22 protein-coding genes are annotated in these 22,247 nt (G+C 72.1%); 16 read left to right on the top strand and 6 right to left on the bottom strand.

What is annotated here, in order from left to right; translation table 11 throughout:
- Window positions 1–112: 112 nt before the first annotated feature.
- On the bottom strand, window positions 113–730 hold the full coding sequence (locus AB0D85_RS46825; protein WP_362335842.1) for a helix-turn-helix domain-containing protein: 618 nt from the start codon (window positions 728–730) through the stop codon (window positions 113–115).
- Between the two features lie 190 nt (window positions 731–920).
- Between AB0D85_RS46825 and AB0D85_RS46820 the strand changes: the two genes are divergently transcribed.
- A complete protein-coding gene (locus AB0D85_RS46820) occupies window positions 921–2,612 on the top strand; it encodes a CocE/NonD family hydrolase (RefSeq protein ID WP_362335839.1) in 1,692 nt (563 codons plus the stop codon).
- A 100-nt stretch (window positions 2,613–2,712) separates the two neighbouring features.
- Here the strand turns inward: AB0D85_RS46820 and AB0D85_RS46815 are convergent, their stop codons facing one another.
- Complete coding sequence (locus tag AB0D85_RS46815; protein ID WP_362335836.1) at window positions 2,713–3,366, bottom strand: response regulator transcription factor; 654 nt, start codon at window positions 3,364–3,366, stop codon at window positions 2,713–2,715.
- Complete coding sequence (locus tag AB0D85_RS46810; RefSeq protein WP_362335833.1) at window positions 3,354–4,505, bottom strand: histidine kinase; 1,152 nt, start codon at window positions 4,503–4,505, stop codon at window positions 3,354–3,356. Before AB0D85_RS46810 ends, AB0D85_RS46815 begins: the two co-directional genes overlap by 13 nt.
- Before the next feature lie 82 nt (window positions 4,506–4,587).
- Between AB0D85_RS46810 and AB0D85_RS46805 the strand changes: the two genes are divergently transcribed.
- Window positions 4,588–5,307: a response regulator transcription factor gene (locus tag AB0D85_RS46805; RefSeq protein ID WP_362335830.1), complete on the top strand. Its 720-nt coding sequence runs from the start codon at window positions 4,588–4,590 to the stop codon at window positions 5,305–5,307.
- Between the two features lie 332 nt (window positions 5,308–5,639).
- Window positions 5,640–6,467, top strand: coding sequence for an SDR family oxidoreductase (locus AB0D85_RS46800; RefSeq protein ID WP_362335827.1), 828 nt, complete (start codon window positions 5,640–5,642; stop codon window positions 6,465–6,467).
- A gap of 28 nt (window positions 6,468–6,495) precedes the next feature.
- Here AB0D85_RS46800 and mftG read toward each other — a convergent pair whose 3' ends face one another.
- A complete protein-coding gene (mftG, locus tag AB0D85_RS46795; RefSeq protein WP_362335824.1) occupies window positions 6,496–8,061 on the bottom strand; it encodes a mycofactocin system GMC family oxidoreductase MftG in 1,566 nt (521 codons plus the stop codon).
- A 191-nt stretch (window positions 8,062–8,252) separates the two neighbouring features.
- Here mftG and mftA point away from each other — a divergent pair, with 191 nt between their 5' ends.
- From mftA to AB0D85_RS46740, 11 genes are all read left to right on the top strand, one after another.
- Entirely contained in the window at window positions 8,253–8,390 is a 138-nt protein-coding gene (gene mftA, locus AB0D85_RS46790; protein WP_362335819.1) for a mycofactocin precursor MftA, read from the top strand.
- 11 nt (window positions 8,391–8,401) lie between these two features.
- On the top strand, window positions 8,402–8,677 hold the full coding sequence (mftB, locus tag AB0D85_RS46785; RefSeq protein WP_362335816.1) for a mycofactocin biosynthesis chaperone MftB: 276 nt from the start codon (window positions 8,402–8,404) through the stop codon (window positions 8,675–8,677).
- Window positions 8,674–9,909, top strand: a complete 1,236-nt coding sequence (mftC, locus tag AB0D85_RS46780; protein ID WP_362335813.1) for a mycofactocin radical SAM maturase — start codon at window positions 8,674–8,676, stop codon at window positions 9,907–9,909. Before mftB ends, mftC begins: the two co-directional genes overlap by 4 nt.
- Window positions 9,902–11,137, top strand: coding sequence for a pre-mycofactocin synthase MftD (gene mftD / locus AB0D85_RS46775; RefSeq protein WP_362335809.1), 1,236 nt, complete (start codon window positions 9,902–9,904; stop codon window positions 11,135–11,137). The genes mftC and mftD overlap by 8 nt, the downstream gene beginning before the upstream one ends.
- Before the next feature lie 17 nt (window positions 11,138–11,154).
- Window positions 11,155–11,925 carry a mycofactocin biosynthesis peptidyl-dipeptidase MftE gene (gene mftE, locus AB0D85_RS46770; protein ID WP_362335807.1) on the top strand — a complete coding sequence of 257 codons (771 nt, stop codon included), beginning with the start codon at window positions 11,155–11,157 and terminating at the stop codon, window positions 11,923–11,925.
- Between the two features lie 184 nt (window positions 11,926–12,109).
- Entirely contained in the window at window positions 12,110–13,558 is a 1,449-nt protein-coding gene (gene mftF, locus AB0D85_RS46765; protein ID WP_362335804.1) for a mycofactocin biosynthesis glycosyltransferase MftF, read from the top strand.
- Window positions 13,559–13,622: 64 nt separating this feature from the next.
- Window positions 13,623–14,804: a hydroxylase gene (locus tag AB0D85_RS46760; RefSeq protein ID WP_362335801.1), complete on the top strand. Its 1,182-nt coding sequence runs from the start codon at window positions 13,623–13,625 to the stop codon at window positions 14,802–14,804.
- 76 nt (window positions 14,805–14,880) lie between these two features.
- A complete protein-coding gene (locus AB0D85_RS46755; RefSeq protein WP_362335798.1) occupies window positions 14,881–15,618 on the top strand; it encodes a hypothetical protein in 738 nt (245 codons plus the stop codon).
- 257 nt (window positions 15,619–15,875) lie between these two features.
- A complete protein-coding gene (locus AB0D85_RS46750; RefSeq protein ID WP_362335796.1) occupies window positions 15,876–17,135 on the top strand; it encodes an amidohydrolase family protein in 1,260 nt (419 codons plus the stop codon).
- A gap of 204 nt (window positions 17,136–17,339) precedes the next feature.
- Entirely contained in the window at window positions 17,340–18,542 is a 1,203-nt protein-coding gene (locus tag AB0D85_RS46745) for a cytochrome P450 (RefSeq protein WP_362335793.1), read from the top strand.
- A gap of 73 nt (window positions 18,543–18,615) precedes the next feature.
- Window positions 18,616–18,930: a hypothetical protein gene (locus AB0D85_RS46740; protein WP_362335790.1), complete on the top strand. Its 315-nt coding sequence runs from the start codon at window positions 18,616–18,618 to the stop codon at window positions 18,928–18,930.
- 116 nt (window positions 18,931–19,046) lie between these two features.
- Here the strand turns inward: AB0D85_RS46740 and AB0D85_RS46735 are convergent, their stop codons facing one another.
- Window positions 19,047–19,910 carry a mycofactocin-coupled SDR family oxidoreductase gene (locus tag AB0D85_RS46735; RefSeq protein ID WP_362335787.1) on the bottom strand — a complete coding sequence of 288 codons (864 nt, stop codon included), beginning with the start codon at window positions 19,908–19,910 and terminating at the stop codon, window positions 19,047–19,049.
- Window positions 19,911–20,062: 152 nt separating this feature from the next.
- Here AB0D85_RS46735 and AB0D85_RS46730 point away from each other — a divergent pair, with 152 nt between their 5' ends.
- Window positions 20,063–20,251, top strand: coding sequence for a ferredoxin (locus AB0D85_RS46730; protein ID WP_362335785.1), 189 nt, complete (start codon window positions 20,063–20,065; stop codon window positions 20,249–20,251).
- A gap of 61 nt (window positions 20,252–20,312) precedes the next feature.
- Here the strand turns inward: AB0D85_RS46730 and AB0D85_RS46725 are convergent, their stop codons facing one another.
- Window positions 20,313–21,182 carry a VOC family protein gene (locus tag AB0D85_RS46725; RefSeq protein WP_362335782.1) on the bottom strand — a complete coding sequence of 290 codons (870 nt, stop codon included), beginning with the start codon at window positions 21,180–21,182 and terminating at the stop codon, window positions 20,313–20,315.
- Between the two features lie 162 nt (window positions 21,183–21,344).
- Here AB0D85_RS46725 and AB0D85_RS46720 point away from each other — a divergent pair, with 162 nt between their 5' ends.
- On the top strand, window positions 21,345–22,205 hold the full coding sequence (locus AB0D85_RS46720) for an alpha/beta fold hydrolase (RefSeq protein ID WP_362335779.1): 861 nt from the start codon (window positions 21,345–21,347) through the stop codon (window positions 22,203–22,205).
- The last annotated feature ends 42 nt before the right edge of the window (window positions 22,206–22,247 follow it).

The following is a 22,247-nucleotide window of genomic DNA, read 5'->3' as shown; positions in this document are numbered from 1 at the left end:
GGTGGTGCCGGTTTCCGCGCGCGGTTCCCTGGTCGGTGGTGGCGGCCCGGCGCTCGGTCCCCCGGTGGGTGGTGCCGGCCTGCTCGCCGTTCTCTTCTCTTGGCGGCCGGTGTCAGTCCCGGGCCGTCGTCGCCCCGCCCGCGGTGACCGCGCCGAGCTGGGCGACCAGGGCCTCGCCCGCCACCCGGATCAGGCCGCCGGAGCCGAGCGGCCGGTCCAGGTCCGACATCATGGCGTTGCCGATCGCCAGGCAGAGCAGGCCGTACGCGGTGCTGCGCCGGGCCGGCGGTGTGCTGTCCGGGAACTCGGCCGCCAGCGCGGACTCGATCGCGCCGAGCATCAGCCGGTAGCCCGACATCATGGCCTCGCGCAGTGTCTCGTCGCTCCGGCCCGCCTTGACCAGCTCCAGGATCACCGCGCCCTCGTCGCCCGCCCCCAGGAACCAGGACCCGAACAGGTGGTCCATGGCCACCGCGAGCCGCTGTGCCGGCGGCGCCTCCGCCACGGCGGCGGCGAACGCCCGGTCGTCGCGTTCCTGGACCCATTCCACCAGCGCGAGCAGCAGGTCGTCGCGGTTGCCGACGTAGTGCCGGACATGGCTGCGGCTCAGCCCGGACTCCTCGGCGATCTTCTCCAGGGTGGTGCCGGCCAGTCCGTACGTGGCCATGCACCGGCTCGCCGCCTCCATCACCTGCTGCCGTCGCTCGGCGGCCAGACTCCGACGCCCCATCGCCGACGTACCTCCCACGTGATCCCGACACCGGACGAGCCGAAGCATCGCACACCGTGCCGATCGCGGCCCCGGAAGCGCCTCTTTGTTTGTCAGTCTTGAAAATCTATGGCCGGACTGCCACTGTGTGCCCACCCGTCGGGTTCCTCCGCCCGCGCCGCCACCCCACGACCGCATGTGAGGCTGCCACGTGAACGCGCCCTACGAGACCGTCACGGCCGCGCCCGTCGACCCCTCCGCCCTGACCTTCAGGGTCCGGATGCGCGACGGTGTCCGACTGGCCACCGACGTCTACCTCCCCGACGGCACGTCCGCCGACGATCCCGGCCCGACCGTCCTCGTCCGGCTGCCGTACGACAAGTCGGGCACGTACGCCGCGCTCCCGCTCATCGCCCGCTACATGACGCGGCGCGGCTACCGCGTCGCCGTCCAGGACGTCCGCGGCAAGTTCCGCTCCGAGGGCGAGACGCTGCTGTTCGTCAACGAGGTCCACGACGGTCACGACACCCTCGAATGGATCACCCACCAGGCGTGGTCCGACGGGATCGTCGGCATGTGGGGCGACTCGTACTACGGCTACACCCAGTGGGCCGCGGTCGCGAGCGGACACCGCGCGCTGCGCGCCATCGCGCCCCGGGTCACCGGCACCGAACTCGGTCAGGTGGTCGACCACCACGACGGCACCCGTGACGTCGAGATGGGCATCCACCTCGGCTACATGGCCACCCACTACGTGGGACCCGACACCTACGAATGGGAGCCCGACCCCGAGCGTCGCCCCCTGATAGCGCCCTTCGAGGAGTTCTTCCGGAACCTGGGCCGGCGCTCGCCCTCCTTCGACATCAGCTTCCCGCGCGACGTACGCCTGCGCCGCTGGCCGGAAGGGCATCCCTTCGACCACCGCGCCATCCCGGTCCTGCACACCGTCGGCTGGTACGACAACTGCGCACCCTGGCACTGGCGCGACATCGAGGAACTCACCAGCCGCCCCGACTGGGCCAACCAGCAGTACCTGCTGATCGACGCCATCGACCACGAGAACTACCACCTGGCCGGCGCCCCCTACGACGACGCGTCCCGGGACCACGCCCGGAGCCAGGAGGCGTTCCGCACCCTCCTGCCCGGCTACCTCGACCCCGCCCTGGACTTCTTCGACGTCTTCCTCAGGCGCCAGGGCAGCCCCGCCGAACTGCCGCGCGTCCGCTGGCGCCTGGTCCACGGCGACGAGGACGGCTTCCGCACGGACACCGTCTGGCCCCCGGCCGGCAGTACGGTCATGACCCTCCATCCGGCCCCGGACGCCGGGGCCCCGGACGGCGACACCCCCGGCCGGCTCGACATCGTCCCGCCCGCGGACCGGTCCACGGCGAGCTGGGTCCACGACCCCGCCGACCCGGTGCCCTCGGCCGCCCCCAACGCCTTCGCCTACCTCCAGACCAACCCCCGTCTGCACGACTGGTCCAAGCGCGGCGACGTCCTGGTCTTCGACGCCGCCCCCGTCACCGCACCCGTCGACCTCGCGGGCCCGGTCTCCGTCGAGCTGTCCCTCACCACCACCGGACCCTCCACCGACCTCTTCGCGAAGCTGCTGGACGTCCACCCGGACGGCGAGGCCGAACTCGTCGCCCACGGCCGTGTCCACCTCGACAGCCCGGTCAGGGCTCTGACGCTCGGCCTCGGCCATGTCGGCTACCGGCTGCGCGCCGGCCACCGGCTCCGGCTGCACCTCCACAGCAGCGACTTCCCCGAGTTCGTCCTCCACCCGGGCACGGACGACAACCCGTGGCTGGCGACGGAGGTCGAGCGGACGACCCAGCGGATCCGGCTGGGCGGCCCCGACGGCGCCCGGCTCACGCTGACCGTGGCGGCGGCGGACCGCTAGACGGCGGTGCCTTGCGGGGCTTGGCGGACGGTCCTGCGGGACGGACGCCGGGCTGGGTCCGGAGCTGGGTGCCGGGGCGGCCCGTCTCGGTGTCCGGCGGTCACGCCTCCGGTGCGTGCGCCAGATAGGCCAGTACCGCCAGGACCCGCCGGTGGCCGCTGTCGCTCGGCGGCAGGCCCAGCTTCAGGAAGACGTTGCCGATGTGCTTGTGGACCGCGCGCTCGGTGACCACCAGGGCCCTGGCGATGGTCGAGTTGTCATGACCCTCCGCCATCAGCTTCAGCACCTCGCGCTCGCGCGGGGTGAGCGAGTCCAGCGGGGAGTCCTTGCGGCGGGTGAGGAGTTCGGTGACGACCTCGGGGTCCAGCGCGGTGCCGCCCGCCGCGACCCGCTCCAGCGCGTCGAGGAACTCGTCGACCCGGCCCACCCGGTCCTTGAGGAGATAGCCGATCCCGCTGGTGCCGCCGCCCAGCAACTCGGCGGCGTACGACTCCTCGACGTACTGCGAGAGCACCAGCACCGGCAGCCCGGGGATCCGCTCGCGGGCCTCCAGCGCCGCCCGCAGCCCCTCGTCGCGGAAGGAGGGCGGCATCCGGACGTCGAGCACGGCCACGTCCGGCCGATGCGCCAGCAGCGCGGGCACGACCTCGGGCCCGCTGCCCGCGACGGCCACCACCTCGTGCCCGGCCGAGGTCAGCAACAGGACCATGCCCTCCCGCAGGAGGGCGTTGTCCTCGGCGATCACCACACGCACGGCAGCTCCACTTCGATCAAGGTCGGGCCCCCGACGGGGCTGGACAACCGGACGGTACCGTCGAGCGCGGCGACCCGGCGCCGCATGCCGAGCAGCCCCGAGCCGCCGGCCTCGTCGGCACCGCCGCACCCCTCGTCCCGGACGCTGATCCGCAGGCCTCGCCGGGCCCGGACGAGGTGTACCTCGGCACGGGTGACCCCGCTGTACTTGGCGACATTGGTGAGCGCCTCGGCCACCACGAAGTACGCGGCCGCCTCCACCGCCGCGGGCGCCCGCACCCCCTGGTCCAGGCCGCCGTCGTCCAGAACGACCTCCAGCCCGCTGCTCGCCGCCAGCGCCCGCACCGCACCGGTGAGGCCGCGGTCGGTCAGGATCGGCGGATGGATGCCGCGCACCACGTGCCGCAGCTCCGTCAGCGCCTTCTCGGCCTGCGCCTGGGCCTCGTCCAGCAGCCGCAGGGCGGTCTCGTGGTCCCTGCCGTAGGCGCGCTTGGCGAGCCCCATGCGCATGGACAGCGCCACGAGCTGTGCCTGCGCCCCGTCGTGCAGATCGCGTTCGATACGGCGCAGTTCGGCACCGTGGGCGTTGATCGCGTCGGCCCTCGTCTGCGCCAGCCGCTCGACCCGGGCCGTGAGCAGCGCCTGCGGGGACGGCTTGAGCAGGGCGGTCGACCAGTCGGCCTCCAGGTCCGCGAGCCGCACGATCAACGGCAGGACGACCGCCTCGCGGCGCAGCAGCCCGCACCACACGCCGTCGACGGCCAGCCCCACCGGCCACAGCGGCAGGGCGAGGGCGAGCAGGGCGCCGTAGAACCAGTAGGCGGCCATCCAGCGCAGGTCGCCGCGGGTGCCGGGATCGCGTACGGCCGCGACGACCCGTTCGCGCACGGTCCCGGTCAGGGGCTGGTACACCTCGGGGATCTTCACACCGGTCCAGGCGGCGGTCAGGCTCCGCTTGACCCCCGCGATCCGCCGGATCAGCAGGACCGTCTCCGGCAGCAGCCAGACGCCGACCACGGCCAGCGTGCCGCCCGCGGTGATCAGCAGCACGGTGATGAAGGTCCACACGCCGAAGGCCATCGCCGCGGCCCTGAAGAGGTGGACCGTGGCCCACGCCGCGCGTCGCACCGTTCTTCTCATGGGGAGGACGGTAGTGGGTTTGCTTGAGTTAGGCAATTATTAGCCATGTGTCGCCCGTCCCACCACCACGAAAGGGTGAGCCATGCGAGGGAACCCCGAGGTCCAGACGGTGCCGTCCCGCACCGGCGGCCGGGACGTGCTGATCGTCGGGCATGACGTCACGGAGACCGATCTGCTCACCACGACGCTGGAACTGGCCGGATACCGCGTCGCCGGCACGGCGGCGACCGGTGTCGAGGGGATCGAGCAGATCACCCGGCGGCCGTTCGACCTGGTGGTCTGGGACGCCACGCTGCCGGATCTGAAGGAGGTGGCCCGGGGCCGCCGTATCCCGCCCGAGGACCGGCCGCCGCTGCTCTACCTGATCACCTGCGAATACCTCCACACCCTCCTGCCCGTGCTCGGCCGAGGCCGGGAGGACTACGTCACCAAGCCGGTCCGGGCGGCCGAGGTCCTGGCGCGTGCGCAGATGTTGTTGCGGGGCCGGCACATCGCGGGCGAGGCGGCGGAGGCCGTCTACGGCGACCTGGTGCTGGACGTCGTCGGCTGCCAGGCCCGGCGCGGTTCGAGGGCGCTGGGGCTGTCTCCGGCCGAGTACCGGCTGCTGCGCCATCTGCTCGCCAACGCCGAGCGTGTGCTGTCCAAGGAACAGATCAGCCGGCACGTCTGGGGCGAGTTCCGGGCGAGCGAGGCGATCGAGAAGCTCGTCTCCCGGCTGCGCCTGAAGGTGGACCGGGAGGACCCCACCCTGATCCATACACACCGGGGCTTCGGCTACCGGCTCGGGCGGCCACGCGACTGAAGCGGCGGGCCGTGCGGCCGGGGGCGGTCGGCGGGGCGGTCGCGGCTGACAGGTGGGGCGGTCGTGGGTGGCCGGTGGGTCGGTTGTGACCGGTCAAGTCGGTTGTGACTGGTCAATGGGGGCCGTTGCGACTGGTTCGTGTGAGCGGCGTCACGTCCGGAAATTGTCCGGAAGTGGTCCGGCGCCTGTCAGCCCGGCGGGTTTGCATGCCGGTACGACGACCGTGGCCACCGGAACCGGGCGGGACTGGTTTCCGGGGCGGGCCCGGCAGGCACGGCGCGTCCGGGGCCGATGTCGCGGTCGCGGGAATCCACGTCACCGAGGAGCAGGGCATGACGACCGTAGGAATAGTCACCGGAGCCGGACGCGGTATGGGAGAGGCCTGTGCCCGGCGGCTCGCCGACACCGTGGACGTGCTGCTGCTCGTCGACCGGGACGCGGCGGGCGTGGAGACGGTGGCGAAGGACCTCAACGACGCGGCCGGCCGGGCGCACGCCGAGCCGTTCGGCGTCGACATCACCGACCGCGCAGGCCTGGCCGGCCTCGCCGACCGGGTCGCCGAGCTCGGCACGCTGCGCTCGGTCGCCCACGCGGCCGGCATCTCGCCCACCATGGCCGACTGGCGGCGCATCTTCGAGGTGGACCTCATCGGCACCGCCCTGCTGGCCGAGGCGCTGCGCCCGCTGGCCACCCAGGGCACCGCGCATGTGTACTTCTCCTCGATGTCGCCGCTGCTCGCACGGGTCGACAACCCCGATCCGGCCATCGGCGCGATCCTGGACGAGCCGCTGCGGGAGGACTTCCTCGACCGCATCCGCGACGCGGTCGGGCCGGAGATCGAGCAGTCGAATCTGGCCTACCCGTGGGCCAAGCACGGTGTGGCCCGGTTCGCGCGGAAGGAGGCGGTGCGGCTCGGTCCGGTCGGAGCGCGTGTGTGCTCGCTGGCGCCGGGCATCATCGACACCCCGCAGGGCCGGCAGGAGGCGGCCAAGCAGACGTCGATGCAGCGGATGATCGACGCGACACCGCTCGGCAGGACCGGCCGCTCGGAGGAGGTCGCCGACGTCGTGGCGTTCATGCTCTCGGGCGGCGCGAGCTTCCTGAACGGCGTCGACATCCTCGTCGACGGCGGTGTCTACGCGGCCGTCCGCGACAGGTGACGGCAGGACCGCCGGGCTCCGGGGCGGATCACGTCAGGCCGCGTCGCATGGCGTCGGCGACGAGTTCGCCGACGAGGACGGCGGTGGCCGCAGGGCCCCGCAGCGGCGGCGTCGGCAGGATCGACGTGTCCGCGACCCGCAGTCCCGCCACGCCGTGCACCCGGCCGTAGGCGTCGACGGCGGAACCCAGCGGAACCGTGCCGCAGGTGTGCTGGCAGGTGCCGAGATGCCCGAGGATCCACTCGTCGAGCAGCCGGTCGTCGGCCAGCACCCGCGGCGCCGGGTCCGTGAGCCCGGCGCCGACCTCCGCGAAGTCGGGCGTGGCCGCCAACTCGGCGGTGACACGGACGACTTCGCGCAGGCGCCGCCGGTCCCCGGCCGTGGCGAGGTAGCCGTGGTCGAGGCTCGGCGGGGCCGCGGGATCGGCGGAGTCCAGGCGCAGCCGCCCGCCGGACCGCGGTGTCTGGACGGAGACCAGGAACGCGAGCGGCGCCCCCGGCACGGACACCCGCCCGCCGGTCAGCCCGGCCATGGGGACCAAGGACTGCAGTATCTCCAGATCACCGCCCGGGTGGTCCCCGCCTGACGAGGGGAGATGCAGGGCCCCGCCGAGCCACGAGCCGACCGGTTCCGGCAGCGACCGCCGTCGGGGCAGCCACTCCAGCACCACCTGAGGATGGTCACCGAACCGGGCCCCCACGGCGGGCACGTCCTCGACGACCGGTATCCCGAGAGCCGCCAGCTCCGCGCGCGGTCCGACGCCCGAGAGCAGGAGCAGCTGCGGGGAGCGCAACGCCCCCGCGCAGAGCACGACTTCACCGCCGCGCACGGTCCTGCGCCGCCCGTCCCGCTCGACCACCACACCGGTCGCCCGCCCGCGCTCGACGACGACCCCGAGGACCGTACTGTCCCCGCTCACCAGGAGGTTGGACCGGCCGGACACCCGTGACAGGTAGGCGAGGCCGGTGTTGACCCGCACTCCGTCCACGGCGTTGGAGGGCACCGGACCGAACCCCGGCTCGTCCTGCGCGTTCTTGTCCGGTTCCCCGGGAAATCCCAGCCGGCGGGCGGCCGCCCCGAACGCGGCCGCGGCGGGGTGGCCCAGGTCGGTACGGCGGACCCGCACCGGCCCCCGGTCACCGTGCAGCGGACCGGCGCCGTAATCGAGGTCGGTCTCCAGCGCCCGCAGGAACGGCAGCATCCGCTCGTACGACCAGACCGGACCGCCGCCCGCCGCGGCCCACCGGTCGAAGTCCTCCCGCCGCGCCCGGACGAAGTAGCCGCCGTTGACGGTGGTCGAGCCGCCGAGGACACGGCCCCGGACGACCGTGTACGGGCGGCCCGGGGCGAGGAGCGCGGGATACGGCTGGACGGCCGGGTGCCCGGGCTGTGCGCCGGGGACCAGCCGGGCGTCCAGCAACTCCGGTGCGAACGACGGCGGCAGGCCCGGCACCGGACCCGACTCCAGCACCAGCACCGTACGGTCGGGATCCTCGGCGAGCCGGGCCGCGAGGGCCGCCCCCGCCGCCCCGGCGCCCACCACGATGACGTCGAAGCGGGACGCCCGGCCGCGGTGGTCTCCGGTCGGTCTCATGGTCAGGTGATTCAAGACATGGCCGCCGCTCCGTACAACGGCGAGTCCCGGTGGCCGGGACGGGCCCCGGCACCGGGCACGGCCGTCACCTAGCGTCAGCCGGGTCCGACGCGTCGGCCGAGACCGCGGAAATCGCGTCGGTCGAGACCGAGGAAAGCCGCGTCAGCCGAGTCCGAAGAAAGGAGACCCGTATGAACGAGCTCCGCCCCGTCGCCCCGGCCGAGGAGACCGGCCCCGAGGCCGACGACACCGCGCTCACCGTCTCTCTGATCGAGGCGGAGGACCTCTTGGAGGAGGTCTCGATCGACGGCATGTGCGGCGTCTACTAGGCCGCCGCCGGATGACGACGATGGACCTCGACCGCGCCTGGGACCTGCATCCGCAGGTCTCGGTGCGACCGGAACCGTTCGGCGCTCTGCTGTATCACTTCGGCACGCGCAAGCTGTCGTTCCTGAAGGACCGCCGTCTGCTGACGGCCGTCCAGTCCCTCAAGGACGCCCCCACCGCCCGGGCCGCGTGCCGCACGGCCGGCATCGGCGAGGCCGAACTGCCGCGCTACGCCCGGGCGCTGGCCGCACTCGCCCACTCCTCGATGGTCATCGGGAGGACCCCATGACAACGGCCGCCCCCACTCCCTCCCGGCTGGTCGACCTGTTCGAGTACGGGCTCGACGCACCGATCTGCCTCACCTGGGAACTCACCTACGCCTGCAACCTGGCCTGCACCCACTGCCTGTCCAGCTCCGGCCGCCGCGACCCGCGTGAACTGACCACCGCCGAGGCCAAAGCCGTCATCGACGAACTGGAGGCCATGCAGGTCTTCTACGTCAACATCGGCGGCGGCGAGCCCACCGTCCGCCCCGACTTCTTCGAACTCCTCGACTACGCCACCGCCCACCACGTCGGCGTGAAGTTCTCCACCAACGGCGTCCGCATCACCCCCGAAGCCGCCGAACGCCTCGCCCGCAACGACTACGTCGACGTCCAGATCTCCCTCGACGGCGCCACCGCCGACATCAACGACGCCGTGCGCGGCCCCGGTTCGTACGCCACCGCGATCCGGGCACTGGAGAACCTCGCCGCGGCCGGCATGCGCAACTTCAAGATCTCCGTGGTCTGCACCCGGCACAACATCCCGCAGCTGGACGACTTCAAGGCCCTCGCCGACCGCTTCGGCGCCCAGCTCCGCCTGACCCGGCTGCGTCCCTCCGGCCGCGGCGCGGACGTCTGGGACGACCTGCATCCGAGGGCCGGACAGCAACGGGAGCTGTACGACTGGCTGCTCGCGCACGGCGACAACGTGCTGACCGGCGACTCCTTCTTCCACCTCGCCGGCTACGGCGAGCCCCTGCCCGGCCTCAACCTCTGCGGCGCCGGACGCGTCGTCTGCCTGATCGACCCGGTCGGAGACGTCTACGCCTGCCCCTTCGCCATCCACGAGGAGTTCCTGGCCGGCAACGTCCGCGCCCCGGGCGGCTTCGCCGAGGTCTGGCGCGGCTCCGAGCTCTTCCGGCGCCTGCGCACCCCGCAGCACGGCGGCGCCTGCACCTCCTGCCCGTTCTACGACACCTGCAAGGGCGGCTGCATGGCCGCGAAGTTCTTCACCGGGCTGCCGCTGGACGGGCCCGACCCCGAATGCGTCCAGGGACACGGCGAGAAGCTCCTCGCCCTGCGCCCGGCCGGAGCGGCCGGACTCCCCAAGCCGTCCGGGGACCACTCCCACCGGACCGCCGTACCGGTGCGCGACTGCGTCGAGGACCCGTTGGCCGGGCTGCGGATCACACCGAAGGCACCGAAGGGGCCGAAGGGGCCGAAGGGATCGAACGGAAGGGACGGGGCGCATGCCTAGGAACCGCTGGTTCGAGACGGTCGCCGAGGCACAGCGCCGGGCCAAGCGACAGCTGCCGAGTTCGGTGTACGGCGCCCTCGTCGCCGGCTCGGAGCGCGGCCGTACCATCGACGACAACATGGCGGCCTTCGCCGAACTGGGCTTCGCACCACGGGTCGTCGGCCATCACGCGGAACGCGACCTGTCCACGACCGTGCTCGGTGTGCCCACGTCCCTGCCCGTGCTCATCTCGCCCACCGGCGTGCAGGCCGTCGACCCCGACGGAGAGGTGGCCGTCGCCCGGGCCGCCGCCGGCCGGGGCGTCATCATGGGGCTCAGCTCCTTCGCGAGCAAGCCGGTCGAGGAGGTCGCCGACGCCCAGCCGGACCTGTTCTTCCAGCTGTACTGGAGCGGCACGCGCGACGCCATGCTGCGGCGCATGGACCGGGCGCGGGCCGCCGGCGCCAAGGCCCTCATCGTCACCCTCGACTGGTCCTTCTCGCACGGCCGCGACTGGGGCAGCCCGGCCATCCCGGACAAGCTCGACCTCAGGACCATGCTGCGGTTCGCCCCCCAAGTGCTGCCCAGGGCCGACTGGTTGTGGCGGTACGTCCGCTCCGGCCGCCTCCCCGACCTCGCCGTGCCCAACCTGGCCGCCCCCGGCGCCGACGCCCCCACCTTCTTCGGCGCCTACGGCGAATGGATGCAGACCACACCACCCACCTGGGACGACGTCGCCTGGCTGCGCACCGAGTGGGGAGGGCCCTTCCTGCTCAAGGGGGTCACCCGGGTGGACGACGCCAGGCGTGCCGTCGACGCCGGTGTGTCCGCCCTGTCCGTCTCCAACCACGGGGGCAACAACCTGGACACCACACCGGCCACCATCCGCGTTCTGCCGGCCATCGCGGAAGCGGTCGGAGACCAGGTCGAAGTCCTGCTGGACGGCGGCGTCCGCCGTGGCGGCGACGTGGCCAAGGCCCTCGCCCTCGGCGCCCGCGCCGTCCTGATCGGCCGCGCCTATCTGTGGGGCCTCGCGGCGAACGGGCAGGCCGGTGTCGAGAACGTCCTCGACATCCTGCGCGGCGGGCTCGACTCGGCGGTCCTGGGCCTCGGTCACTCCTCCGTGCGAGACCTCCGCCCCGAGGACCTGGTGATACCTCCCGGGTTCCGGCTGACCCTGGGGGGCGGGGACGTACCCGCCGCTCCGCAGGCGGTCCCGGCAGCCGCCCCCGCGTCACCGGCCGCCTGACCGTGCCGGGGGACGGGATGCCGCGCGTGCTGGCCGACGCCGTCTGGCCCGCCGTACCGTCCGGTGCGCTCGTCCTGGTGCCGGTCGGGTCCACCGAGCAGCACGGCCCGCATCTGCCGCTGGACACCGACACCGTCGTCGCCCGCGCCGTCGCGCGGCGGACGGCCGACGCCCTCGCCGCCGGGCCGGACGGCCCGCCGCTGGTGGCGCCCGCCCTGGAGTACGGGGCGAGCGGCGAACACGCCGGCTTCCCCGGGACCGTGTCCATCGGGCACGAGGCGTTGCGCACGGTGATCGTGGAGCTGACGCGCTCGCTGTCCCTGTGGGCGGGCCGCGTGGTGTTCGTCAACGGCCACGGCGGCAACACGGCCACCCTCGACACGGCCCTCGCCCTGCTGCGCGCCGAGGGCCACGACGCCGTCTGGACCGGCTGCGACCTGCCCGGCGGCGACGCGCACGCCGGCCGGGCGGAGACCTCCGTGCTCCTGCACCTGGCGCCGGAGCGGGTGCGTGCCGAGGACGCCGTCGCCGGTGACCGGCGTCCGCTGGCCGTCCTCCTGCCCGAGCTGATGGCCCGTGGCGTCCGCGCGATCTCGCCCTCCGGCGTCCTCGGCGATCCGGCGGGGGCCTCGGCCGAGGAGGGGCGCCGGGCGATGTCGGCACTGGTGGCTGTCACGGTCCGCCGGATCACGAGGTGGACCGTCGACGGCCGGGGACGGCTCACCGATCCCGCCCGGGCCGGAGCACCGGTGACAACTCCCTCCGGACGGCGGGGCGCAGGCCTATGACCCATCGCCGCGTACGGACGGGCGCACGACGCTCACGCCTTCTCTCGGACGGAGGGGGCGGGCGGACGGATGTACGCCGGTGGCGGCTTCTCTCGGGCGGACGGGTGTATGCCGGTGGCAGCCCCCCTCGGGCGGACGGGTGCACGTCGATGACAACTCCTCCTGGACGAAAGGGAGTCCGCCGATGACGCTTCCCCTCGGCTTCGTCGTCGAGCTCGACCGGCACACCCGGGTCGTCGACGGCGGTGCGGCGCTGCTCGGTGGATTTCCGTCCCGGCTGCTGCGGCTGACCCCGAGGGCCCGTCGGCTGTTCGCCGGCCGGCGGCTGGCCGTGCGTGACGCGGCGGGCGCACTCCTCGCCGACCGGCTGCTGGAGACGGGCATGGCCCATCCCGTCGCCGCCTCGCTCCCGGCGCCCGCCGACGCCCGGTACACGGTCGTCGTACCGGTCCGTGACCGCCCCCGCCAACTCGACCGCCTGCTGCGCAGCATCGGCACGGGCCACCCGGTGATCGTGGTCGACGACGCCTCGCACCGCCCCGCGAGCGTGGCCGCCGTCGCCGCCGAGCACGGTGCCCGGCTCGTCGCCCTGGCCGCCAACACCGGTCCCGCGGGCGCGCGCAACGCCGGACTCCGGCTCGTCACCACGCCGTACGTGGTCTTCGCCGACTCCGACATCGTGCTGGACCCCGACACCGTCCCCACCCTGCTCCGGCACTTCGCCGACCCCCGCGTCGCGGCCGCCGTACCCCGTATCACCGGCCTGCCCGCCGCCGACCCGACCTGGATCGCCCGGTACGAGAACTCCCGCTCCTCCCTCGACCTCGGCGCCCACCCGGCCCCGGTACGCCCCGGCACCCCCGTCTCCTGGGCCTCCTCCGCCTGTGTCGTGGCGCGGGTCGACGCGCTGGGGGAGGGGTTCGACGACGCCATGAGGGTCGGAGAGGACGTCGACCTGTGCTGGCGGCTGGTCGCGGCGGGCCGCCGGGTGCGCTACGAACCGGCCGTCCAGGCCGCCCACGAGCATCGCGTGCGCGCGAGGGACTGGCTTCTGCGCAAGGCCGTCTACGGCACCGGGGCCCAGCCCCTCGCGGAGCGGCACCCCGGGTTCGTCGCACCCGCCGTGTTCGCCCCGTGGAGCACGGCGTTCGCGGCCGTACTGCTCGCCGGCCGGCGCTGGTCCGTCCCGGCCGGCGCGGCCGTCCTCGGTGTCGTGACCGCCCGTATCGCCCGCAAGCTCGACGGCACCCGGCACCCGTACCGGCTGGCCGTACGGCTCACCGCCAACGGCGCCCTCGCCACCCTGGCACAGACCTCGGCGCTGCTGACCCGCCACTGGTGGCCGCTGACGGCCGTGGGCTGTGCGCTCTCCGGCCGGGTGCGACGGGCCACGGCGATCGCCGCCGTGGCTGATATCGCACTTGAGTACCGACCTGATCAGGCCACGCTCGATCCCCTCCGCTACGCCGTCGCCCGCCGCCTCGACGACCTCGCCTACGGCGCCGGGGTGTGGTTCTCCGCGTTCCGGGGCCGCTCGTCCGCCGCGCTGCGGCCCCGTGTCACCCGTGCCGGCACACCTGTCCCGGTCAGCGGAAAGCGCGCCTCGCAAGCCGGTCCGGTGCCCCGACACTGAGGCCAGCCCGCCGCGGGCCGCGCGGCGGCGCGTGCGAGGGACCAGTCACCGGGAGGTGTGCGGAGTGACGCATGAAGTGGTCGGCCGTGTCGAGGAGTCGGGTCCTGAACTGGCCGCACTGGCCGACGAGAACGAGTCACTCGGCAGGTTGAGCGACCGTACCGTCCAACTGCTGCGTTCCGCAGGGGTGATACGGCTGCTGCAGCCCAAGGAGTACGGCGGATTCGCCGCCCATCCCCGGGACTTCGCGGAGGCGGTGATGGCGGTCGCGCGGCACGACGGTGCGGCGGGCTGGGTCTGCGGAGTCGTCGGCGTCCACCCGTGGGAGCTGGCCCAGATGGACCCGCGGCTCGCCCACGAGGTGTGGGGCGACGACCCGGACACCTGGATCGCCTCGCCCTACATGCCCAACGGCATCGCCGAGCCGGTGGACGGCGGCTATGTCCTCAGCGGCCGCTGGCCGTTCTCCTCGGGCAGCGACCACTGCCGCTGGGACTTCCTCGGCGCGCTCCTCGGGGACGGAACGGGCAGGCCCGCCGGGCCCGTCACGGTGCTGCACGTCGTACTGCCCCGCTCCGACTACGAGATCGTCGACGGCACCTGGGACGTGATCGGGCTCTCCGGGACCGGCAGCAAGGACGTCGTGGTGGACAAGGCGTTCATCCCCGAACACCGCGCCATCCGGCAGGAGTCGGTCCAGGAGGGAGCCGCGGCGGAGGCGGTCGGACTCACCGAGCCGCTGTACCGGCTGCCCTTCGCCTCGATGTTCCCGCTCGGCATCACCGCCGCGGTCATCGGCATCTGCGAGGGCGCGCTCGCCGTCCACCTCGCCCAGCAGCGCGACCGGGTGGCCGTGACCGGCGTCCAGGTGCGCGACGACCCGTACGTGCTGTACGCGGCGGGGGAGGCCGCCGCCGAGATCGCCGCCTCCCGGGTCCAGCTCATCGACGGCATCAGCCGGCTGTACGACCAGGTCGAGTCCGGCCGGCCGGTGACCATCGAGGACCGGGCGGACGTACGGCGCAACCAGGTCCGTTGCGCCTGGCGCGCGGTGTCCGCCCTGGACGAGATCTTCGCGCGCTCCGGAGGCAACGCCATCCGGCGCGGCAACCCGATCCAGCGCTACTGGCGGGACGCCCACGTCGGACTCCAGCACATGATCCATGTGCCCGGCACGGCGTACCACGCCAACGCCCTGGCCCGGATGGGGCTCGAACTGCCCGAGGCGATGCGCGTCCTGATCTGAGCGACGGCGCATGGGACGAAAGGGGGCGTTGGGCGACGCCGTCGGACAACGCCGTTGGTCAACAAAGGAGTTGCAGATGCGGAAAGACCTCTACCTAAGACTGGAACGAGTGTCGGCGTGGTGCGGATTCGTCCTGCTGGTCGGATTCATCGCGGCCTTCAGCGCGGGTGACATCCTCACCCCGATGAGTCCGACGAAAAGCCCCGCGGACATCGTCACGTTCCTCCAGGACCACCGGACCGGGATCCTGTGGTGTGTCGTGCTGATGGTGCTCACGGTCCCCTTCGAGTACCCGTACGTGATCGTGACGAGCCTTCAGATGCGCCGGGTCGAGGGCGGCTGGGGCCTGCTGTCCATGATCCAGCTCACCACGGGCGTCGTCGCTCCGCTGGGGTTCTTCTTCCCGCTCGCGATCCTGTCCGCGGCGGCCTACCGGCCGGAGATCCATTCCCCGGACGTGCTGGCCGCGATGAGCGACATATTCTGGCTGATGCTGGTCGGCAACGCCTGCATCTTCGTGCTGCAGGTCTGGTCGATCGGATACGCGTCGTTCGTCGACCGGCGTGAGCGTCCGGTCTTCCCGCGCTGGTACGGCTGGCTCAGCCTGGTGCTGGGGGTCCTGCTCATCCCCGGGGCCTTCGTCTACCTCTTCAAGACCGGTCCGCTGGCCTGGAACGGCGTACTGGCCAACACCATCCCGATGCTCACGTACTTCGTCTGGAAGATCGCCACGCCGATCGTGCTGCTGCGCGCGATCAAGTCCGAGGAGCAGGAGCTGGCCGGGACGGCGGCCACGGAACCGGTGACCGTCTAGCGCCCGCGTCGCCTCCTGCGGCCGGGTCCCGCGCTGCCGGGCGCGGGACCCGGCCACAGCCGTGCCCAATCGAGTGCCCTTATTTGATTCGTCAGTAATCTGTCAGGTTTTCCAGGAGTTTTGGATCTCCCTTATTCCATATGCCGAATCATTGACTAGACCGTGCGGTACAGCTAACTTCGCATCATCCGCGAATTGGGTTCTCCCACGAACGACGATGTTCGAAAGAGGTGCCGCCTGTGTTCAAGGAATTTGTCGTGTCCGGCGACTCGCACATCATCGAGCCGGTCGATCTCTTCAAGACCCGGCTGCCCCGGGATCTGCGCGAACGGGCCCTGTGGGAAGAGGAGTTCACACTCGACGAGCCGATCGTCGACGGCGGGCACACCGAGTTCAAGAAGCTGCACACCATCGGTTTCGACGGCTGGACCATCTCCAAGTACCGCCAGATCGGCGGAGAGACCCCGGACGGCGATCCGGAGCACATCATCCGGGACATGAACCTCGACGGCGTGGACGCCTCGGTGATGTTCCCGAACCTCTCGCTGTTCGTCCTCTTCACCGACGACCACAAGCTCTCCATGGCCCACGCCCGCGTCTGGAACGACTATCTCGTCGAGCGGTATCTGCCGTACAAGGACCGGCTGCGCCCGACGGCGGCCATCCCGCTCACGGACGTCCCCGAGGCCGTGGCGGAGATCGAGCGGGTCGCGCGGCTCGGGATCGGCGCGATCCTCCTGCCGGAGATCCCGCCCCTGCCCTACTACGCGCGGGAGTACGACCCCGTCTGGGCCGCCGCCCAGGCGCACGGGCTGCCGGTGTTCATCCATGTCGCCACCGGCGGGGTGCGGGTCAAGGAAGCGGTGTCCGAGACGGCGCTGACCGTCCGGGGCCTGATGACGGCGATGAACATGGGCAGGGGCAACCTGACCGACGACATGGTCGCCGGGCGCACCATGGGCACCGCGGTCGGCTCGGCGGTGGCCGGCCCGCAGGGCATCATCGCCGGCCTGGTCGGCGGCGGGGTGTGCGAGCGCTACCCCGATCTGCACTTCAACCTCATCGAGTACACGGCCGGCTGGCTGGTCTCCTTCATGGGCTACATGGACAAGGCCTGGAAGACCGGCACCGGTCAGGACCCCGACTGGTGGCTCGGGTTCTGGGACGACAGCCGCGGACCGAAGGAACAGCCCGCGATGGGACGGCTGTTCGCCGTCAACGACCGGTGGCCGTACCCGCTCAAGCCCACCGAGTACGTCCGCCGCCAGATCCATGTGCAGTTCGCGGACGACCCGACGGCCGTGAAGGCACGTCACATCACCGGTCTGTCCACGGTGATGTGGGGCAACGACTACCCGCACGCGGAGGGCACCTTCCGCAGCAGTGCCGAGTGCGTCGCCGAGAACTTCGAGGGGGTCGGCGACGAGGACCGCGCCGCCATCCTCGGCGGCACCCTCGCCAAGGTGGTCGGCTTCGACACGAGCCGGAAGCTTGCTCCCGTGGGCGAAGAGATCTGAGGCCCCGGCAGGGGGGGCGCACGGCCGGGCGGCGCGGTGGACGAGGGTGTCCGCCGCGCCGCTGTCGTGCGCACCGCACACGTTCGCTCGACACGGGTGCCTGAGGAGCCGAATCCCGCTCAGTGGCCACATCCTCGACGCGATCCGCTAAATCAGTACACTTATTTAGAACTGGATGGCGGACACAGGGCGAGAGGAGCCCAGATGAGCACGACGCTCGACGAGCCCGAGGGTACGTACGACGGGCTGCCGGCCTACGACTTCGACAACCGTCTCGGCGGCCCGGTGCTCAGCCACCAGGAGCGCTGGGACGAGATGGCCGGCACCCACTCCGGGTTCCGCAGCACCGTCGCCCGCGGGTTCTGGGTCGTCACGGACGGCCCGGCCGTGCAGCAGGCGCTGCAGGACTGGCGGACGTTCTCCAACAAGTCGGTGACGGCACTGGACCCCGACCCGAGGTTCCTGTGGATCCCCGAGATGCTGGACCCGCCCACCCACAGCGTGTGGCGGCGCCTGCTGGGCCGTTACTTCTCCCCGGGCACCGTGGCCGCCAAGGAACCGGAGGTCCGCCGGATCGCGGCGGAGATGATCGACGCGCTCAAGGACCGCGACGGCGCCGACGTCCTCGACGACTTCGCCCGCCGCTTCCCGACCCTGGTCTTCATGCGCCTGATGGGCCTGCCCGAGGAGGACCTGCCCACCTTCCTCGCCTGGACCCGGGAGCTGCTGCACCTCTCCCACGGCGAGGACCCGGACGGCACCCGCCAGCTGACCGCCATGCGGGCGGTGTCCGCCTACTTCGAGGAACAGATCGCCCTGCGCCGCAGGACACCGCGCGACGACCTGCTCTCCCACGCCATGACCTGGACCATCGACGGCGAGCCGATCGACGACCGGGACATGCACGCCTTCTGCATCCTGATGTTCCAGGCCGGCTTCGACACCGTGCCGATCTCGATCGGCTGGGCCCTGTACCACTTCGCCACACACCCGGAACAGCGTGCCGAGATCCTCGCCGACCCCTCCCTGATCCCCACCGGGGTCGAAGAGACCCTGCGCGTCTACTCGTTCGTCGTCCCGGCACGCAAGGCCACCCGGGACGTCGAGATCGGCGGCTGCCCGGTCAAGGCCGGGGAGATGGTGATGCTCCCGCTCGCGGTCACCAACCGCGACCCCGGCCGCTACGAGAACCCGCGCGAGGTGGACCTGCACCGCAAGGCCACCAACCACATCGCGTTCGGCTCCGGCCCGCACCGCTGCCTCGGCTCCCACCTCGCCCGCCTCGAACTCAACGCGGCCGTCGAGGAATGGCACCGGCGCATCCCCGACTACCGGATCGCGCCTGGCCAGGAGCTGTGGCAGCACGGCAACATGTACGGCATCAAGGAGCTCCGGCTGGAGTGGTGAGCGGACCCCGGGCCCGAGCCCGCCGGTAGGTGAATCGCTGGGATCGGAGAGGCAGTTGCGGGCGCGGCTCGGGATGAGCCGCGCCCTGCTGCGCGAGGCGGTACGGCTGGTCGGGCACCACCAGGACGCCCGGACGCGGCGCGGTCCCGGCGGCGGGCTGATCGTCACCGAGCCCGGACCGCGGGTCGGCATCGGCACGGTGGCGCTGTTCCTGGAGTACCGGGGTGTCACCGCCGACGACCTGCGCATGGTCCGCAACGCCGTCGAACCCGGCATCGCCGAGCGCCTGGCGAAGGCCGTCGCCCTTCCTCGCCGTCATCACCGAGCTGTTCCGCAGGCACGTCTGCGGCCACGGCCGGCCGCTGCCCGGGGACGCGGCCGCCGATGAGGTCCGGCACGTCCCCGCGCCTCCTCGACGCGATCGCACAGGGTGCCGCGGCGCCGGCCCGCCACCGGATGTGCCGCCACCTCGGCACCCCGAGCCCGATGTACCGTCAAAGGTGCTCAGAACGTGGGAAGTTGCGGACGCCTCTTGACGTAGCCGGCCGCGTCCACGCGCATCTGCATCCCGGACACGTAACGGGACTCGTCGGAGACGAGGAACAGCACGGTCTCGGCGATGTCCTCCGGCTCGACATAGGGAATGCCGAAGCCCGTCGTCGCGGGGAAGGACGGCAGGGCGTCCTCGCGGCTCGGGTTCTCCAGGTCGGGGCGGAACGTCCGGTACATGAGGTCGCTGTTGAGCATGTCGGTGTTGACGTTGGTGGGGTGCACCGCGTTGACCCGGATCCGCCGGGGGGCGAGAACCGTCGCCAAGTCGTGCACGAAAGCCGCCACTTGACGCTTCGCCAGCGAATAGCCCAGCCCGCCGGGCCCGTTGGCCGGGTTGTCGGTGGTGGCCGGGGTGAGCCCCGCGAGGGATCCGGTGGCGACGATCGAGGCGCCGTCCGGCAGATGGGACAGCGCCGCGTCGACGGCGTGGACGACGCCGTTGAAGTCGACGGTGACGGCGTCGATGAACGCCTGCGCGGTCCTGTCGGGCCCCAGCGGGCAGATACCGGCCTGGGCGACGACGGCGTCGAGCCGCCCCAGTTCGGCGACCCCCTCGGCGACGGCCGCCCTGAGCGCCGCCGGATCCCGTACATCGGCCTTGCGCGCGACGATGCGCCGGCCGAGCTTCTCGACCCTGCGCACGGTCTCCTGGAGGTCCTCCTCGGTGGCCAGCGGATAGCCGTTGGTGGCGATGTCCGCACAGAGGTCCACGGCGATGATGTCGGCGCCCTCCGCGGCGAGCCGGACCGCCTGGGCCCTGCCCTGACCGCGCGCGGCTCCCGTGATGAACACGGCCTTGCCCTGTACTCGACCCATGGGGGCTCCTTCTGCCGGGAAAGCCGGTGACTCCCGGCTGCTGGGACATGTTCGGTTCACACGATGTGCTGGTGCTGGAGACTCGACGGGACCCGGACGCCGGACACGGCCTTCCGGCCCCGGCCCACCACCTCTGGAATCGGAGCTGTCATATGAAGATCACCATTGACAGGACGGCGTGCTCCGGACACGCCCGATGCGCGGCGGCTGCACCCGAGCTCTTCCGGCTCGACGACGACGGCTACGCGCTGCCCTTCGACACGGACGTGCCGGAGGAACTCGAACCGGCCGCCCGCGAAGGCGAGTCGGCCTGCCCGGAACGGGCTGTCACCGTCCGCTGAACCCCGGACACGAGTGAGCCCCAGGGCCCGTCGGCCGTGGGGCTCACCGTTCACCGGCGGCTCAGCCGGCCGGCTGCGGCGGGGTGAAGTGGTGGCCCCAGAACGCCCCGTCCGTGATCTCGTACACGGGGACGGGCTCCGGCACCTTCAGACCGTTCCAGCCGAACTCGACGGCGTAGTTCTCCGGCGACCAGACGTAGAACGACACCATGTGGTCGTTGGTGTGCTTGCCGAGCGAGTGCATCATCGGCACCTCGTACTTGGCGGCCCGGTCGAGGGCGCGCCCCACGTCGTCCAGGGTCGCCGCCTCGACCATGAAGTGCAGCAGCCGCCCGGGACCGGGCATCGGCGTCACCCCGAGCGTGTGGTGCCGCGGGTTGCACCCCATGAACCACGTCGTGCCACCGGGCGAGCGCATCGTGTTCCGCTCGACGAAGCCGAGGACGTTCACATAGAACTCGAACGTGGTCCGGGCGTCCTCGGCGGAGACGATCGCATGCCCGAATCCCATGTCACCGGTGACGAACTCGGAGACCAGCGGCGTCTGCACGGGCACATGGTCGAGCACGGTGCCGTAGAACAGCTCGACCGCGTTCCCGCCCGGGTCGTTGAACTTGACGAAGCCCGTCACCCGCCGCTCCGCCGCCTCGGCCTCGGTGCCGGCGGTCACCTTGATGCCCGCCTTCTCGACGTCCGCGACCAGCCGCGCCAGCTCCCGCTCGTCGAGCACCTCGAAGCCCAGCGCCGTCATCCCGTTCTGGGCACCCGGAGCGACCACGATGCGGGCCGGGTAGTCGTCCATCCGGAAGGACAGGGACTCCGAATCAGCGCCCTCGACGGGCATCAGACCGAGGAAGTCGGCGCCGAACGCCTTCCACCGGTCGAGGTCGTTGGACTCCAGACGCAGGTACCCGAGTGAGCGCACGCCCATCAGGCCCTCCCCTCACATTGGTCAGATCCGGGGCGGCCGTCGGGGCCCCGGTGTCACGTACGTCTGCGACGGTAGACAGCCCGGTACAGCCACCGCCGGGCCCGTCCCACTGATCGGGAGGGATACGGCGACCGCCCCGCCCGCGATGGGACGGTGGCCGTCATGACACCGAGCTACGACGACACCCTGCGTGAACTGAGCACCGACGAAGGCACCTTGCGCTACCACGAGGTGGGCGACGGGCCCCCGCTCCTCCTGCTGCACGGGTCGGGGCCGGGCGTGACGGGCTGGCGCAACTACCGCGGCAACCTTCCCGTGCTCGCCCGGCACTTCCGCTGCCTGGCACTGGAGTTCCCCGGCTTCGGCGTGAGCGACCCGACCGCCGAGAACCCGATGGTGGCCGCCCCCAAGGCGGTGCTGCGCTTCCTGGACGGTCTCGGTCTCGACCGCGTCGACGTCATCGGCAACTCCATGGGCGGCTTCGTCGCCGTGGGACTCGCGGTCGCGCACAAGGACCTGTTCCGCAGGATCGTGACCATCGGCGGTGTGGGGCGCAACATCCTGTCCCCGGCGCCCAGCGAAGGACTGAACCTGCTGGTGGACTTCGCCGAGGACCCCACCCGGGACAACCTCGTCCGCTGGCTCAGGTCGATGGTGCACGACCCGGCACTGCTCACCGACGAACTGCTCGAGGAGCGCTGGGCGAGCGCCACCGATCCGGCCACCCTGGAAGCCTCCCGCCGGATCTACGGCCGGCAGGCGATGGCCGCGCTGCAGGCCGCCCAGGCCCACGCCGACCAGCCCGTCTGGGCCGCCCTCCACAAGGTGACCGCGCCCACCCTGCTGACCTGGGGCCGGGACGACCGGGTCACCCCGCTGGAGAGCGCGCTGCTGCCGCTGCGCACCATGCCCAGGGCCGAGTTGCATGTGCTGCCGGACTGCGGGCACTGGGCGATGATCGAGCAGAAGGAGGCCTGGGAGAGCGCGGTACTGGCCTTCCTGACCCGCCCGGAGGCCGGCTGAGCACCGGCCGGCGGCAGCTCCCGGCACGGGAGGGGGAGAACG

It is taken from the genome of Streptomyces sp. NPDC048277 (assembly GCF_040652235.1).
In the GTDB taxonomy this organism is placed as follows: domain Bacteria; phylum Actinomycetota; class Actinomycetes; order Streptomycetales; family Streptomycetaceae; genus Streptomyces.
This window is presented reverse-complemented; position numbering and strand designations above follow the sequence as displayed.

What these genes read in the sequence shown, in the direction of transcription:
- mftA (WP_362335819.1), top strand. Translation starts at nt 8,253, where the DNA reads ATGAACGAGCTCCGCCCCGTCGCCCCGGCCGAGGAGACCGGCCCCGAG.
- AB0D85_RS46735 (WP_362335787.1), bottom strand. Translation starts at nt 19,910, where the DNA reads ATGGGTCGAGTACAGGGCAAGGCCGTGTTCATCACGGGAGCCGCGCGC.
- AB0D85_RS46825 (WP_362335842.1), bottom strand. Translation starts at nt 730, where the DNA reads ATGGGGCGTCGGAGTCTGGCCGCCGAGCGACGGCAGCAGGTGATGGAG.
- AB0D85_RS46755 (WP_362335798.1), top strand. Translation starts at nt 14,881, where the DNA reads ATGCGGAAAGACCTCTACCTAAGACTGGAACGAGTGTCGGCGTGGTGC.
- mftC (WP_362335813.1), top strand. Translation starts at nt 8,674, where the DNA reads ATGACAACGGCCGCCCCCACTCCCTCCCGGCTGGTCGACCTGTTCGAG.
- mftE (WP_362335807.1), top strand. Translation starts at nt 11,155, where the DNA reads ATGCCGCGCGTGCTGGCCGACGCCGTCTGGCCCGCCGTACCGTCCGGT.
- AB0D85_RS46730 (WP_362335785.1), top strand. Translation starts at nt 20,063, where the DNA reads ATGAAGATCACCATTGACAGGACGGCGTGCTCCGGACACGCCCGATGC.
- AB0D85_RS46810 (WP_362335833.1), bottom strand. Translation starts at nt 4,505, where the DNA reads ATGAGAAGAACGGTGCGACGCGCGGCGTGGGCCACGGTCCACCTCTTC.
- AB0D85_RS46720 (WP_362335779.1), top strand. Translation starts at nt 21,345, where the DNA reads ATGACACCGAGCTACGACGACACCCTGCGTGAACTGAGCACCGACGAA.
- AB0D85_RS46805 (WP_362335830.1), top strand. Translation starts at nt 4,588, where the DNA reads ATGCGAGGGAACCCCGAGGTCCAGACGGTGCCGTCCCGCACCGGCGGC.
- mftD (WP_362335809.1), top strand. Translation starts at nt 9,902, where the DNA reads ATGCCTAGGAACCGCTGGTTCGAGACGGTCGCCGAGGCACAGCGCCGG.
- AB0D85_RS46725 (WP_362335782.1), bottom strand. Translation starts at nt 21,182, where the DNA reads ATGGGCGTGCGCTCACTCGGGTACCTGCGTCTGGAGTCCAACGACCTC.
- mftB (WP_362335816.1), top strand. Translation starts at nt 8,402, where the DNA reads ATGACGACGATGGACCTCGACCGCGCCTGGGACCTGCATCCGCAGGTC.
- AB0D85_RS46740 (WP_362335790.1), top strand. Translation starts at nt 18,616, where the DNA reads ATGAGCCGCGCCCTGCTGCGCGAGGCGGTACGGCTGGTCGGGCACCAC.
- AB0D85_RS46800 (WP_362335827.1), top strand. Translation starts at nt 5,640, where the DNA reads ATGACGACCGTAGGAATAGTCACCGGAGCCGGACGCGGTATGGGAGAG.
- mftG (WP_362335824.1), bottom strand. Translation starts at nt 8,061, where the DNA reads ATGAGACCGACCGGAGACCACCGCGGCCGGGCGTCCCGCTTCGACGTC.
- AB0D85_RS46745 (WP_362335793.1), top strand. Translation starts at nt 17,340, where the DNA reads ATGAGCACGACGCTCGACGAGCCCGAGGGTACGTACGACGGGCTGCCG.
- mftF (WP_362335804.1), top strand. Translation starts at nt 12,110, where the DNA reads ATGACGCTTCCCCTCGGCTTCGTCGTCGAGCTCGACCGGCACACCCGG.